Source organism: Zunongwangia sp. L-65 (genome assembly GCF_056859415.1).
This window is the reverse complement of record NZ_JBSXOK010000041.1, coordinates 33,357-48,101: the sequence shown is the minus strand read 5'-3', so window position 1 is coordinate 48,101 and position 14,745 is coordinate 33,357. Positions and strand designations below refer to the sequence as shown.

General features: G+C 36.3%; 10 protein-coding genes. 5 read left to right on the top strand and 5 right to left on the bottom strand.

Annotated elements, in window-relative coordinates:
• Positions 1-143: 143 nt before the first annotated feature.
• Both AC13DP_RS04605 and AC13DP_RS04600 read left to right on the top strand, forming a co-directional pair.
• The gene (locus AC13DP_RS04605) at positions 144-1,226 is read left to right on the top strand and encodes an SGNH/GDSL hydrolase family protein (protein ID WP_483067379.1); all 1,083 of its coding nucleotides are present in this window, start codon (positions 144-146) and stop codon (positions 1,224-1,226) included.
• A gap of 3 nt (positions 1,227-1,229) precedes the next feature.
• Positions 1,230-2,606 (top strand): sialate O-acetylesterase, encoded by a 1,377-nt coding sequence (locus AC13DP_RS04600; protein WP_483067378.1) that lies wholly within the window; start codon positions 1,230-1,232, stop codon positions 2,604-2,606.
• Here AC13DP_RS04600 and AC13DP_RS04595 read toward each other — a convergent pair.
• Genes AC13DP_RS04595 through AC13DP_RS04575 form a run of 5 tightly spaced genes read right to left on the bottom strand, consistent with a single transcriptional unit; the run spans position 2,603 to position 9,234 of the window.
• Positions 2,603-3,865, bottom strand: a complete 1,263-nt coding sequence (locus tag AC13DP_RS04595) for a glycoside hydrolase family 26 protein (protein ID WP_057482368.1) — start codon at positions 3,863-3,865, stop codon at positions 2,603-2,605. The genes AC13DP_RS04600 and AC13DP_RS04595 overlap by 4 nt on opposite strands.
• Positions 3,862-5,055 carry an AGE family epimerase/isomerase gene (locus AC13DP_RS04590; protein WP_483067377.1) on the bottom strand — a complete coding sequence of 398 codons (1,194 nt, stop codon included), beginning with the start codon at positions 5,053-5,055 and terminating at the stop codon, positions 3,862-3,864. Before AC13DP_RS04590 ends, AC13DP_RS04595 begins: the two co-directional genes overlap by 4 nt.
• 4 nt (positions 5,056-5,059) lie before the next feature.
• A complete protein-coding gene (locus tag AC13DP_RS04585) occupies positions 5,060-6,250 on the bottom strand; it encodes a glycoside hydrolase family 130 protein (RefSeq protein WP_282016999.1) in 1,191 nt (396 codons plus the stop codon).
• 10 nt (positions 6,251-6,260) lie between these two features.
• Positions 6,261-8,099: a sodium:solute symporter family protein gene (locus AC13DP_RS04580; protein WP_483067376.1), complete on the bottom strand. Its 1,839-nt coding sequence runs from the start codon at positions 8,097-8,099 to the stop codon at positions 6,261-6,263.
• A 13-nt stretch (positions 8,100-8,112) separates the two neighbouring features.
• Positions 8,113-9,234: a glycoside hydrolase family 26 protein gene (locus AC13DP_RS04575; RefSeq protein WP_483067375.1), complete on the bottom strand. Its 1,122-nt coding sequence runs from the start codon at positions 9,232-9,234 to the stop codon at positions 8,113-8,115.
• Positions 9,235-9,444: 210 nt separating this feature from the next.
• On the opposite strand from AC13DP_RS04575, the gene AC13DP_RS04570 reads away from it, so the two are divergent.
• The 3 genes from AC13DP_RS04570 to AC13DP_RS04560 all read left to right on the top strand — a co-directional run bounded on the left by AC13DP_RS04570 (position 9,445) and on the right by AC13DP_RS04560 (position 14,742).
• Positions 9,445-10,317, top strand: coding sequence for an AraC family transcriptional regulator (locus tag AC13DP_RS04570; protein ID WP_208223738.1), 873 nt, complete (start codon positions 9,445-9,447; stop codon positions 10,315-10,317).
• Between the two features lie 12 nt (positions 10,318-10,329).
• Complete coding sequence (locus AC13DP_RS04565; RefSeq protein WP_483067374.1) at positions 10,330-11,298, top strand: glycoside hydrolase family 5 protein; 969 nt, start codon at positions 10,330-10,332, stop codon at positions 11,296-11,298.
• Between the two features lie 273 nt (positions 11,299-11,571).
• Positions 11,572-14,742: a SusC/RagA family TonB-linked outer membrane protein gene (locus AC13DP_RS04560; RefSeq protein WP_483067373.1), complete on the top strand. Its 3,171-nt coding sequence runs from the start codon at positions 11,572-11,574 to the stop codon at positions 14,740-14,742.
• Positions 14,743-14,745: the final 3 nt, after the last annotated feature.

The window sequence follows — 14,745 nt, the reverse complement described above, 5'->3', positions numbered from 1 at the left end:
TAACATATAAAACTGCAAACTTTAAGGCAAGAAGCACCAAATATTCTTTTCAACATTGATAAATGTAAGAATGATATTAATTATTGAAAAAATCATACAAATAACTGTTGGTTAAAAGCTTTAAATTAGCTTTAAAAACCTTTATGGATAGATTTCTGCTTTTTCTTGTTTTAATTGTTTGCCTTTCAAGTTGTAATAAATCAAAAGATAAATCCCGAAATTCCTATAATGCTTCTACAGAGTTAGTTTCCACTTCTGGCAGAACTTCCGTAAAAAATGATTCTAGCCTAATTTTGATTAATTCAGCTTCAGCTATTCATTTTAAAGCAAAGGCTGATACTTTAATTGTTGATTTTGAATTAGCTGAAACAGATCACGCTTATATTAATCTTGAAATTAATGATACTTATAAAGGCCGTTTTAAGGTGGAAAAAAGTCTTCCCTTGAAATTCCCCTTACCAGATAGGACAAGTTTTCATTCCATTTCCGTATTTAAAGCTACTGAAGCCTCTACCGGCGCAATTATTGTCAATAAAATTGAAGCGTTTGAAATTGATAAATTAGACCTTCCCAAAAGGCCCGAAATTGAATTTATTGGCAACTCTATTACGTGTGGAATGGGTGCAGATACTCGGGAAATTCCTTGTGGTAATGGAGAGTGGTTCGATCAGCATAACGCCTATATGGCTTACGGACCAAGAGTAGCTCGTGCATTAAATACCAATTTCAAACTGAATTGTGTTTCGGGAATGGGGATGTACCGAAACTGGAATGATGAGGACCAGCCAGTAATGCCTGATGTGTATGAGAATCTCTATTTAAATTCTGACTCGAAGGAAAAAGCAAATTTTGAAAATGCTCCTGATGTAATTAGTATTGCCTTTGGAACTAATGATTTTTCGTTAGGAGATGGGGAGAGAAAGCGTACAGATTTTAACCGAGAGAAATTTACGATTGCTTATATTGACTTTATTGAAATGCTTTTTTCAAAATACCCAAATGTAAAAATTGCTTTACTAGATAGCCCAATGCTTAACCCCGAACAGAAATCTATTCTGTCCGGTGTTTTTAAGGAGATCAAAAATGAATTCTTAGAAAAGGAAATCAAAATTTTCCAGTTTAAAAATATATCTCCAGGAGGTTGTACAGGGCACCCTGATATAGAAAACCATGAAGCAATGGCAAAACAACTCATTCCCTTTTTTAGAAATCTTTTAAAGTCATAACTAATGCAAAAATTATTAATCCTTTTTAGCCTTTGCTTCCTATCTCAAGCGCCAGCTTTTGCAAATGTCAGTCTGCCAGGTGTTTTTGGAGATAATATGGTATTGCAACGTGAAGCCAACGTCAACATTTGGGGTTGGGCTAAACCAGGGGAAGAAATAGAAATAAGTTCTACCTGGAGTGATAAAATATACACCACCAAAGCCGATAAAAATGCTATGTGGAGCATAGAGATACAAACGAACGCAAAAAAAGGACCCCACCAATTAACTATTACCGGCTACAACCAGGTAAACCTAAAAAACCTTTTACTAGGTGAGCTGTGGCTAATTTCGGGACAGTCTAATATGGAATGGAGTGCTTCAGCAGGGATAAACAATGCCATAGCTGCTATTAGGAATTCGACAAACAAAAATATTCGGTTTTTTGGCGTTGACCACAGAACAGCCGATTCACCACAAATAGATTTAGAAGGGAATTGGGTAGAAAGTTCACCGGAAACGATGAAGTATTTTAGCGCAATAGGCTATTTTTTTGCTAAAAAATTACAGGAAGATTTAAATGTACCAATTGGAATTATAAATGCCAGTTGGGGAGGTACACCGGCCGAAGTATGGATGCCTGAAGTGTTATTTAATAAGAATGATACTTTAAAGAAGGCTGCTAAAATGCTAGAGGAAAATGAATGGGGACCAATAAAACCTGCTCTTTTATACAACGCTATGATTTACCCCATAAGTTCAATGAAAATTAAGGGAATACTTTGGTACCAGGGAGAATCTAATACCATAAATGCTGATTATTACGAAGAGATTTTTACCAGTTTGATTAAAAGCTGGAGAAGCAAATGGGAAGAAAATCTTCCTTTCTACTATGCTCAAATTGCTCCATATGATTATGGAGAGGGGTTTGCGGGGGTAAAGGTAAGAGACGCGCAACGAAAGGTTTTAAAATTATCAAAAACAGGAATGGTGATGACCAGTGATGTAGGAAATATTCACGACATCCATCCTCAAGATAAACTCACACCTGGAATAAGATTTGCCAACCTGGCTTTAGCTGAAGTTTACGGAAAAAAGATTAAAGCCCACGCCCCTCAGTTTGATTATATAACTACTGAAGGAAAAATAGTGAAAGTACATTTTAAGTATTCAGAAGGTTTAAAAATTGGTCGGGAAAATCCCGAATCTCAGTTTGAGATTGCCGGATCTGATAAAAAATTCTATCCTGCTAGAATGGAAATTAAAAACAATATAATTCATTTAAAAGCCAAAGCAGTTAAGAACCCTGTGTTTGTAAGGTACTCCTGGCAGAATACAGCAAGCTCCAATATTTTTAACGTAGCAGGCTTGCCAGCTTCAAGTTTTACAACACAAAATTAGTTTGGAAGACTGTAGAAATCGTGCATATCATTCAATAATAATGGTTCATCCTTTGCTACAAAGTCTACAAAATCTTCTTCGCCATCCATTCCCGGGAGCGGTACGGTATAAGAATCTTCGTAGTTCTGCCAAAACATCATAAAACCAATATTCACATCATTATTCGTAAGTACCCCATAGAGGTTTTCAGAATAAAACTTCTCGGCAAGGCTGGTTTGGGAAGGAGTTACAAAATAGCCCGTTTCTGTAAGGGCAGCTACTTTTACCCTCTCTTTGGCAAGATCTGAAACTACTTGTAATTTTTGGTTGGCAGCATTTAAACCAGAACCATCCTGGGCAATAAGATCGCCATAATTATCCATTCCCAAAATATCTACATATTCATCGCCGGGGTATCTCTCCAGGTAAGCAGATTTGGTTAAGTAAGAATTATCGGGAGAAAATGCATAAAGTAGATTATGAACATTTTTTTCATTCTTTAAATAATCTACCGTAAAACGCCATACAGTTTTAAATTCTTCAGGGGTACTGTAAGCAGCCCCCCACCAGAAAAAGTCTTTTTCAAACTCGTGAAATGGTCGGAAAATAATGGGAGAAAGCGTACCGTCTTCTCCTATCATATTTAGAGAAACTTCAGCAACCTTGTCCAGTTTTTGTTTATAGTAGTCGTGATTTGCACCACCGGGAAGAATACTTTTAAAAGCATTTTGCCTTTGAAATTCGGTCATTTCATCGGAATAAAAGGTCTCTCCCTCATAAGGTTCCCGAAGATGCCAGGTAAAAGCATTAATCATTCCGCTATTATAAGCGCGTAAAGCATTATTTATAATTTGTTGCTCCTGCTGATAAAACCAGTTCTGTGCAGTACCATCGTTTTGATCATCGGTTATAAACATAAAGTCTGACCCCAACAAGCCAGGATCGCTTAGTGTAGTTTTTTTCATATCAGAAAAACCATCATTTCCATCAAAGAACGAGCTGAATGCATCCTGCTGGCCTACTATAAAATGATTATCTGAAACCGATTTTAGGTTATAAAATAAAGCAACCGTTTCAGCAGTAGCCGATGCATCTACCATATAGCTTAGTGTTTCTTCCGGCGCAAAAGCATAAGTTTCTGGAGTTTCTTCTTCAGGTTCTTCCGGAATTTCTTCTTCAGGGTTTCCCTGTTCCTCGTCTGGTTCGTTAATTATCTCATCATCCTTACTACAGGCTGTTAAAAGCACAAATACCAATAAAAAATAGCTAAGTTTTTTCATCTTTTTTCTTTTAAAAGCATCATTAGCGCCCTGGAATTATGGTAAGGTGCTTTCCACATGCTTAGTTTATCTTCTTGTATATAAGGTTTATTGGCCTGGTCTATTCTAAAAAACCATTCGCCATTTTGCCTGTCTATTAAATTGTTTTGGGTAAAATCCCAGATATCCAATATCGCAGCTTGGTATTTTTTATCTCCCGAAATATTAAAAGCATATTGTAAACCCAACATAGCTTCAACTTGTGGCCACCAGTGCCTGTCTAAGTCGGTTTCCCCGGTTTCTTCATTTTTTTCATTAATAACACCCTTGTTTTTTACATAAGCTTCTTTCAGAAAAGTATCTGCTACAAGAATTGCAGCCTCAGTAGTTTCAGTGATCAACAATGAATTACCACTTGTTTTGGCAGCATCAATTAGTAACCAGGCAGCTTCAATATCGTGACCGTAAGAAATTACCGCATTTTGCAATGCCCATTTTTCATTGAAAAACAATCCGAAATGGCCGGTCTTATTATTTAAGAAAATTGATAAAAATAGGTTTATCAAATTCTCTAAAGCTTCTTTAACTCTGATATCACCTGTAATTTGCAATAAGGCGGTATAAGCTTCCAAAATATGCAAGTGGGTGTTCATTGTTTTTGGAGCGTTTTGATCCTTCTCACTAAGTCGCATATCCTCTATAGGTTTCCAATCCGCCTGAAAAGCTTCCAGGTAACCGTTATCAACAAAATCCCGCGCGTGTTTTTCAACCAACCCAAAAGTTTGCAATGCCTTTTCTTTGGCATTTTCCTCTCCTGATAACTTATAGTATTCAGCATAAGAATAAATACTAAAAGCCTGAGCATAGATTTGTTTTCGAGTATTTACGGTATTTCCCAAATAATCTAATTCCCAGAAAAATCCCTTATTTAAATGATCATAAAAATTTGCTTCTAGGTAATTGTATGCACGATAAGCCAGAACTTTTAATTCAGGATCATTATTAAAGTTACATGCTGCAGAAAAGCTCCATAACAATCGGGTATTTAGAATAACACCTTTATTTGCCTTTTCAATCAAATTATTAAAGTGGTCTCTTTTTCCAAAAAACCCGTTATGCATTTCATCTACACCATACTCCCTCCAATAAGATAGAATATTTTGAAGTTCAGCTTTTAGCTGATGTTGAAACTTTTCCGCTTCTACCTGCATTCTATTACCCTTCTGTAATTGTCTTATTACTTTCCACCTGCTGAAGAATTGCTTTAACAGATTCTAATGAAGTATATTTATCCTGCCTAGTATTCATCACATAATCCAACAATATCTCTACAGATGAAACGGCTACATGAGACCTGGTATCTGAAGAAGCATAATAAATAAATACTTTCCCATCATCGTCAGTAATCCAGCCGTTACCAAAAAGAACGTTGGGGACGTCCCCCACTGTTTCTTTATAATTCGGCGCCATAAAATAACCTGCAGGTTGGTAAATCACCTTATCAATATCCTGAAGATCAGTCATAAAAAGATATAGTGTATAGCGTAATCCTCCCGCAGTATTTCTTACACCATGGGCTAAATGCAGCCAGCCTTTTTCAGTTTTAATTGGTGCCGGACCTAAACCATTTTTCATTTCATAAACCGTATGATAAGCTTTTTGGTTAATGATCTTCTCATCTTCTAAAACCGGATTGGTAATATCGCTGATATAACCTAGTCCAATTCCACCTCCTTTTCCCACTTCAATAAAACCATCTTGCGGACGGGTATAGATTGCATATTTTCCGTTAACAAACTCAGGATGTAGCACAACATTACGTTGCTGTCCAGAGCTAGAAATAAGATCTGGTAACCTTTCCCAATGAATTAGGTCTTTTGTCCGAACTATTCCGGCATTTGCAACCGCAGCAGTAGTATCTTGAGGTGCATTGGTATCCTTTCTTTCTGTACAAAAAACACCGTAAACCCAACCATCTTCGTGTTTGGTTAAGCGCATATCATACACATTGGTATCGGGAATTTCAGTCTGTGGCAATTCAATAGGCTTTTTCCAAAACTTGAAATGATCTATTCCATTAGGACTTTCGGCAATAGCAAAGAAAGACTTGCGATCATTACCTTCTACTCTAACAGCTAAAAGATATTTTCCGCCCCATTTTATCGCACCTGGATTAAAGGTTGAATTTATCCCTATTCGCTCCAATCCAAAAGGATTGGTAGCCGCATTAAAGTCGTACCGCCATTCCAGAGGAGCATGGGCTCCTGTTAAGACAGGGTTTTGATATCTAATAAATACTCCATTTGAATCATCTACCGGCATATTTGGAGTTTCAAGTAATTCTTGATGCTTTTGCCGAATTTTATCGTAACCAGGTATTTTACAGGTTGCTTGTTTTTTCTGCATAGGTTTAAACTTATTTTCTGGTAATATTTGGTTCATTCTTAATATAATCCCACCAATTTTTCTTCAGTATTATCACACATATAATGAGAATTACAATAGACACAATCATTGAAATATTTTTGTGCATTATTAAGTATAATGGAATAATCACTAAAAGGGTTTGAGCAAGTGTGCCTATCACTACATTAAACATATCACGCTTAAATGCTGTGTTCTTCTCGAAACCGGGTTCTGAAGCCTTAATTTTACTATAAATAGGTTTCCAGAAACCCCATGGTCTTGTCTGTTTATAGAAATTAATTAAAACTTCCTCATCAGTTGGAGGTGCCGAATAGGTTCCGATTATGCTTCCTGCAACTGAAATTAAAAGGATTATGGGGAAATAATATAAATCTAGCGTATCCGTAAAAATTGGAAAAATCAGTGCGGGAATAATCCCAGAGAGCATTCCCCAAAAATATCCCTCACCGTTAAACCTCCACCAGTGCCATTTGAGAACATTAGAAACTACGTAACTACCAAATAGAGCGGAAACTATCCATTGTAGAATTGAGTTGACATCCTGTACAAAAAAGCCTAGCACTATGCTTATTAATACAACAACAATTCCGCTGCTGTAATTCATTACTTTCACTTTTGATGATGAAGCTAGCGGATTTCTGTACTTTAAATAAATATCATTTACAAGATAAGCCTGGGCTGCATTTAAGGTTCCTGCAAATGTAGACATGAAAGCAGCTAATAAACCAGCTAATAAAAGTCCCAATAAACCTACAGGAACAAATTGTTGTATTGCAGCTGGAAGTACCTTTTCAAAATCAATAATTCCAGCAGTGGTTAAGTTTAATTCTTCGTAAAACAACAAACCTAATATTGAAAAACCGCCTACCATTAAATATCGTGTAGGAATTAAAGCCGCTATTGAAAAGGCGCTCATTTTGGCCGCTTCTAAAGGTGATTTTGTAGATAAAATTTTCTGCATATCATAATTCGGGGCAGGTCCAGCAATACTCGATAGAATTCCCTTAAACAACATAAGCATGAAAAATATTCCAAAAAGCGAATATCCATCTGAAGCTATCTTAGTATTAACTTCACTGATTATTCCAGACCAATCCATATTAAGTTCCCAACCAAAAAAGGGATTTGCCCATCCTTCGGGAACATTAAGTGTATTCTCGCCCATAGCTTGCCACGCAATTACTGCAATAGCAATAGAAGAAATTGTCATTATAGAATATTGCAATAAATCGGTCCAGACGATTCCAGACATACCACCTAAAACTGAATAGAAAACTGCAAAAAGAGTGAATATAGTTCCATAAAAATGAGGTATGTAAGCCGGAGGAACATTAAATGGCACGTAGGCTGAAATAATTTCCCACGGCATAAAAATTTCTACAAATTTTCCCAATCCAATAAATCCATAGGCTAGAAAACCAAGACAACTTAAAATAGCAAAAACTACAATAATTGTATGCGACCATCTCCCGCCACGTCCACTATCAAATCGAAACAAAATCCATTCTGCACCGGTAGTTACATTAGATCTTCTGAGCCATGCTGATAGGTATACCATTAAAAAAACTTGATTAAACACAGGCCATAACCAAGGAATCCAAATACTTTTAAAACCATATACAAAGGTTAATGTAACTAACCACATAGTCCCGGAAATATCAAACATTCCAGAAGCATTAGAAAGACCCATCATGTACCAGGGCAGGTTTTTACCACCTAATAAATAATCATCTTTACTTCTTTGGGCCTTTTTTCTCAAGGCAAGGCCAATAACTATGGTACCAATTAGATATAATAGTATAATTAGGATATCAAGCTCCTGTAGCATTCTTTATTTTTTATTAGTAATCGATTTTTTTAACTTCAGGTAGAAATAATATTTCTTTCAATTCCTCGAAATCTTTAAAATCCTCTTTAGCAACATCTTCTTTAAATGAAGCAAAAAAATGATTGGGGCGCGCATTTCTCCATACTAGTACCCAAGATATTCCTGTGCCTTCAATTCCTGGATACAAAGCTTCTGTCCACCATTTTGGGTTTTCGCCGAATTTAGTATTACCAGTTTCGGTTAGCGCATAAGGCTTGTTTGAATTTCGTTCTTTATTTTTTAGTATCTCAATGTTGGAAATTAAACTTTTAGTAAAAGCTTCATCTCCATCGTGATTATAAACATCTACACCTATAATATCAACAAAATCGTCTCCCGGATAGTACGTATCAAATTCTTCCTTTGAACTCAGAGTGTTTGGTGAAAATGCGAATAATAAATTGTTAACCTTTTGTTTCTTTAGAAGACTATAAGTTTCCTTCCATAATTGCTTGTAAGCTTTTGGTGTAGTATTCTCTCCTCCCCACCAAAACCAAGAACCATTCATTTCGTGAAAAGGTCGAAAAACTATAGGTATATAGTCCCCTTTTTCATCTTGAAGCGATTTTAAAAAACTGGAAAGTTTCCCTATCCATAATTCATATTTTTTTCTTTGGTTTCCACCCTCTAGAATCGATGCTACAGCTGGAATTGAGTCCCATGAACTACCCCCAGAAAGCGGATTATTAAGATGCCAACTTATGGTAATCATACCCCCTTCTTTATGAATTTTCTTAATATGGTTTTTCATTAATTCAAAAGAAACTGTATCTAAATTGTGTGATCGTCCTAATTCAATATGTCCTACATCAAAGCCGTGTATCGCTGGAAATTTACCGGTTACTTTTTCTACATCGCTTTGTATTTTCCCGCCATCATCTTTCCAACCCACACCGTAGGCCGTTGCATCTTCGTGACCAAAAGCTATTCCTTGCTTCGAAATTTCCTCTATTTTTTTGTAGAGAATTTTGGTTCCTATCGTGGCTTTTTCATTTGCAGTATTAATATTGCTTAAATCAAGGTTTGAGGAGCTTCCGCAACTAATTACACTCAAATAAAGAAGAATAAGTATTACTGATATGAAAATTTTCTTCATTAGGATTTAATTTAAAGGCAAGAAAAATGACAAAATATTTTATTATTAAAAAAATGTTATTTTATATTTAACCTCAGTTTTTTATTAAAAACTATTTTGAAGCAGCTATTAATTATTAAAAATCAAAAATAGCACGATTGTTAATATCAAATTAATAGGATTTTGTCATTTAATGATGAAATTTTTTCCAATTCTAACAAAATCAAATTTATGACAAGAGATGTTCATCGAGAAATCACACCTTTAGCTCCAGAAGATAGTTTTCTTGTTTTCGACCGAATTAAAGATGATTTTGACTTTCCCATTCATTTTCATCCCGAATATGAGCTAAATTTTATTTTGAATGGCAGAGGAGTTAGAAGAGTTATCGGTGACAGTCTTGAGGAAATTGAAAACATAGAATTAGTACTGGTAGGCCCCAACCTTCAACACGGCTGGGAACTTTATAATTGCACCAATGACAAAATTCACGAAATTACTATTCAGTTTCACGATGACTTATTTGATACTAGGTTGTTGAGCCGAAGAATTATGAAGCCTATTAAGGATATGTTTGAAAGATCTGCTCACGGCATTTTATTTTCAGAAAAAATCGCGAATGAAATTAAACCTAAAATTCTTCAGCTATCTAAAATTGATAGTATTGATTACTTTCTCGAGCTGATTTCTATTTTGCACGATTTAGCTACTTCTAGAAATCAACGTCTCTTATCCACATATACTTCTAATAACAAAGATTTTGAAAATAGTGAGCAGATAAGGATTATTTACGATTATGTTCAGGAAAATTATCATAATAAAATCTCCCTCGCTGAAATTTCTGAATTGGTAAATATGAGCCAGGTATCTTTCAATCGCTTTATTAAAAAAAGAACTGGAAAAACTTTTATTGAATATGTAAATGATACCAGAATAGGCTATGCAGCTAGGTGGTTAATAGAAAAGGAGCTTAGCGTTGCAGAAATTGCTTTTAAATGCGGATTCAATAACATTGCAAATTTTAACCGGGTCTTTAAAAAAAATAAAAATTGTACACCAAGCCAGTACCGGGAAGAATTCCGTGGAATAAAAAGAGTCCTCTAAACTATAAATAAAATGACAAAGAAAATCATCTTTTTCCTCTGTGCTATTCTAATCTTTAGCAGTCTTCAGGCACAACAAGACCAGTCCCCAGTTAAGCTCAACGGCCAGCTAAAAATTGAAGGCACACGGCTTCTTAACGAGAAGGACGTAGTCATACAACTTAAAGGAATGTCTTTATTTTGGAGCCAATGGCAGCCTCAATATTATAATTATGAAACTATAAAAAATCTGAAAGAAGACTGGGGAATAAATGTAGTAAGAGCAGCAATGGGGATAGAACATGAAGGTTTTTTAAAAAACCCAGAACAGGAAAAACAGAAAGTCTACCGCGTAATTGATGCTGCTATTGAATTAGGCCTTTATGTTATTGTAGACTGGCACGACCATAATGCCGAAAACCATTTAGACGAAGCAAAGCGGTTTTTTAAAGAAACTGCAAAAAAATATGCAAATCACCCTAATATAATCTACGAACTATATAATGAACCTTTGGATGTTTCCTGGAATGAGGTTTTAAAACCTTATCACACAGAAATCATAAAGGAGATTAGAAAATTTGACAAAAACAATATTATCGTTTGTGGCACACCAAACTGGTCGCAGGATGTAGACTTAGCCGCAAAGAACCCAATAAAGGAAGATAATATTGCATATACCCTTCATTTTTATGCTGGTACACATCAGAAAGAATTGATGCTCAAAGCAGAAAAGGCAATAAAAGCAGGATTGCCCATTTTTGTGACTGAATTTGGCACAACAGAAGCAAATGGAGATGGTAAAGTCTATAAAGAAAATACCCAGAAATGGTTCGATTTTATGGATAGATATAACATATCTTGGTGTAACTGGTCTATCGCCGATAAAGATGAAGCCTCTGCCGCTTTAAAACCTAACTCCCTTCCAAAAGATATTGGGAAAAAAGAATCCTGGTCAGAGTCTGGTGCTTTCATTAGAACTATACTTACTACAACCGATCATTAATAGTTCAATTTTTAAGAAATTGTAATTAGATTTTAGCAATTTAATTGTTTCGAATTATTAATAACAAAATTTTAAATCGGTTTCCTTTGCACATTCATAATAAATGGAAAAATATTGTTAGCAAATGATAAAATAATATTAACACTAACTTAACTTTTAAGCTATTTTTGAGTATGCTAAAAAATTAGGTCTGATTTTATAGATGCCTCAATACAAGTCTATCAAAATCTCTAAAACCTTAATTGTTTAAACAATATTCAAACAATAGTCTTTATGTACAAAATTCTACTAAAACGATGGAGTGGTTTCATAAAATACCCTCCTCTTTTTTTAATCTTTTTTCTTGGGGTCTCATTTCAACAAATTCAAGCACAAGAAACAGTAAGCGGAACAGTTACCGATGAAAACGGTATGCCATTATTAGGCGTAAACGTTTTAGTAAAAAATACTAGTAACGGGACCACCACAGACTTTGACGGTAATTTTGAAATTAATACCGGTGAAAGTGCCACTTTAGTTTTTAGCTTTATTGGTTTTATAAGCAAAGAGGTTGAAGTTGCTGGTGGGGAACAATTAAGTGTTACTCTAAGCGAAGATTCTGAGAGTCTGGATGAAGTTCTGGTTATAGGTTATGGCTCTCAATTAAAAGAGGAAATTAGTGGTTCGGTCTCCAGGATTGATGCGGAAGCCATTAAAAATATTCCGCAAGTTGGAGTGGACCAACTTATGCAGGGAAAAGCAGCCGGTGTAATGGTTACACGAAATTCCGGGCAGCCAGGTAGCGCAGTTTCCGTAAAAATTAGGGGTGTAAATACCATTACGGGTTCAAGTGAACCTCTATATATTATAGACGGCGTACCTGTATCTGGAGATTCCAGGAATATTGCTACAAGCGGGCGTTCAACAGCTGATGGTGGTATTGGAGCAGGAACCGGAGCAACAGATGTCAGCCCCCTGGCTTCTATAAACCCTAATGATATTGAATCTATTAACATTTTAAAAGATGCCTCTGCCACTGCAATATACGGCTCCAGAGGTTCAAACGGGGTGGTTATAATTACAACTAAAAAAGGGAAAAAAGGGCAGGGAAGACTTACCTACAACACTTATGTTGGAGTTCAGGAACCTACAAATAAAATAGACGTGATGAACCTCCAGGAGTATGCTACACTACAAAATACTATTGGGGCAATCTACGGTTTGGATGAACAGATTGAGTTTTTAAATCCAGATTTATTGGGCCCGGGAACCGATTGGCAGGCAGAGATATTTGATAATGCATTTCAGATGAATCACGAGCTTTCATTTTCCGGAGGATCAGAAAATATCAATTATTTCCTATCAGCCTCCCATACTGATCAGGAAGGAACAGTGATTGGATCCTCATTTGATAGAACAACGGTTCGAGCTAATGTAAATGCTACCGTAAACGACTGGATCAAAACAGGAATTACTTTAACAGGTAGCCGCACGAACGATCAAATTACTTTGAATAATGCAAGTAATGGTATTATTTCGCTTTCCCTTTTAAACAATCCTGCCACTGCAGTTTATAATCCTGATGGTTCGTTTGCTGGACCGGTTACAGAACAGGAAATCGCCTACGGTATAAGAAACCCAATAGCAGAAGCATTAAACATAGATAACACCCTTACTAGAAACCGCTTTTTTGGTAACCTCTTCGCAGAATTCACCTTTCACGAAAACCTGACCTTCAGAACGGAATTTGGTGGAGATTTCGGCAATAATATTAGCGATAGGTTTCAACCAACATTTACCTACGGAGCTTTGAATCGTGGAGAGAATCAATTAAATGTAAGAAGGGAAAATAATGATTTCTGGATCATTAAAAACCTACTTACCTATAACAATACCTTTGGAGATAATCATGATATCACCGCATTGTTCGGGCAGGAAGTTCAGGAATCTAAATGGGAAGGTGTTATCGCCCAGGACGGGAATTTTGTAGGTAATGAAATGCCGGTCTTAGGAACAGGTAATGCTAACGATTTTACAGATCAATACCGCGGAAGTTCGGCTTTGGAGTCTTATTTCACGCGCTTTATTTATTCATTTAATAATAAATACAATGTTACTGCGTCCCTACGTGCTGACGGCTCCTCAAAATTTGCCGAAGGAAACAGATGGGGATATTTCCCTTCCATTTCAGCTTCTTGGAGATTATCCAACGAAGATTTCATGCAAGATTTTGATGCCATTCAAAACATCCGTCTTTATGGAGGTTACGGAGAAGTAGGAAACCAGGCTATCCCTAATTTTGCTTACGGCGTTAGGTTAAATACAATTAATACAGGTCTTGGCACTGGATTTGAATTCGCTAATTTTGAGAATCCGGGGCTTACTTGGGAGTCATCTACCCAAACAAACATAGGTTTGGATTTCTCACTGTTCAACCAACGATTAAATACTACGGTAGAAGTTTATAACAAAGTCTCAAGAGATTTTCTTTATCAGTTAGCGGTAACCGATTTTATTACCGGCGGAAATTCCCCCGGGGCGATTACAGCTCCATGGGTAAACCTTGGAGAGATGGTAAACAGAGGTCTTGACCTTACAATTGCCTACAGTACCGCTCCTGAAGCAGCATTGCAATGGAATTCCACCCTTACGTTCTCTCATTATAAGAATGAAGTAAACGAATTGCTAGGAGATTTAACAATAAATGGGGATATAAGCCTTAACGATTCCAACCAAAACATTACGCTAACCAGGGTTGGTGATCCTGTAGGTATGTTTTACGGCTACCAGGTAGAGGGATTATTTAGGACTACTGAAGATTTTGAAGGTGCTGCTGTACAATTTGGAAGACCATTCGAAGATGCCCTTTTTGGGACCACCTGGTTGGGGGATATAAAGTACAAGGATATCAATAACGATGGGGTAATAGATAATGATGACCGTACCGTTATAGGTAACCCGCACCCAGATTTCACTTTTGGTTTCCAGAATAGCCTTTCTTATAACAATTTTGACCTTTCTGTTTTTCTGCAGGGATCTTATGGAAATGATATTTTTAACGCAGTAGATAGGACTTTAACCGCCGCAAACCTCTACTATGTAAACCAATCTCCTTCTGTTTTGGATTATTGGTCTATAGATAACCCAGATGCTTCTGCGCCGCGTTTGGCCAGGAATGATACCCCTAACATCAATATTTCTGATCGATATATTGAAGACGGCTCCTATTTAAGGGTTCAAAATATAACCCTGGGCTACAATTTATCTTCAAATTTCGCAGAAAAAATAGGGCTAAACAACCTTAAAATTTACGGTAGTGTCCAAAACCTATACACCTTTACAAATTACTCTGGTTACGATCCCGAAGTTGGCGCCTATAATCAAAATGCCTTGTTGCAGGGATTAGACAACGGGCGTTATCCATCGCCAAGGACATATACCCTTGGATTAAATGTTGAATTATAAAAT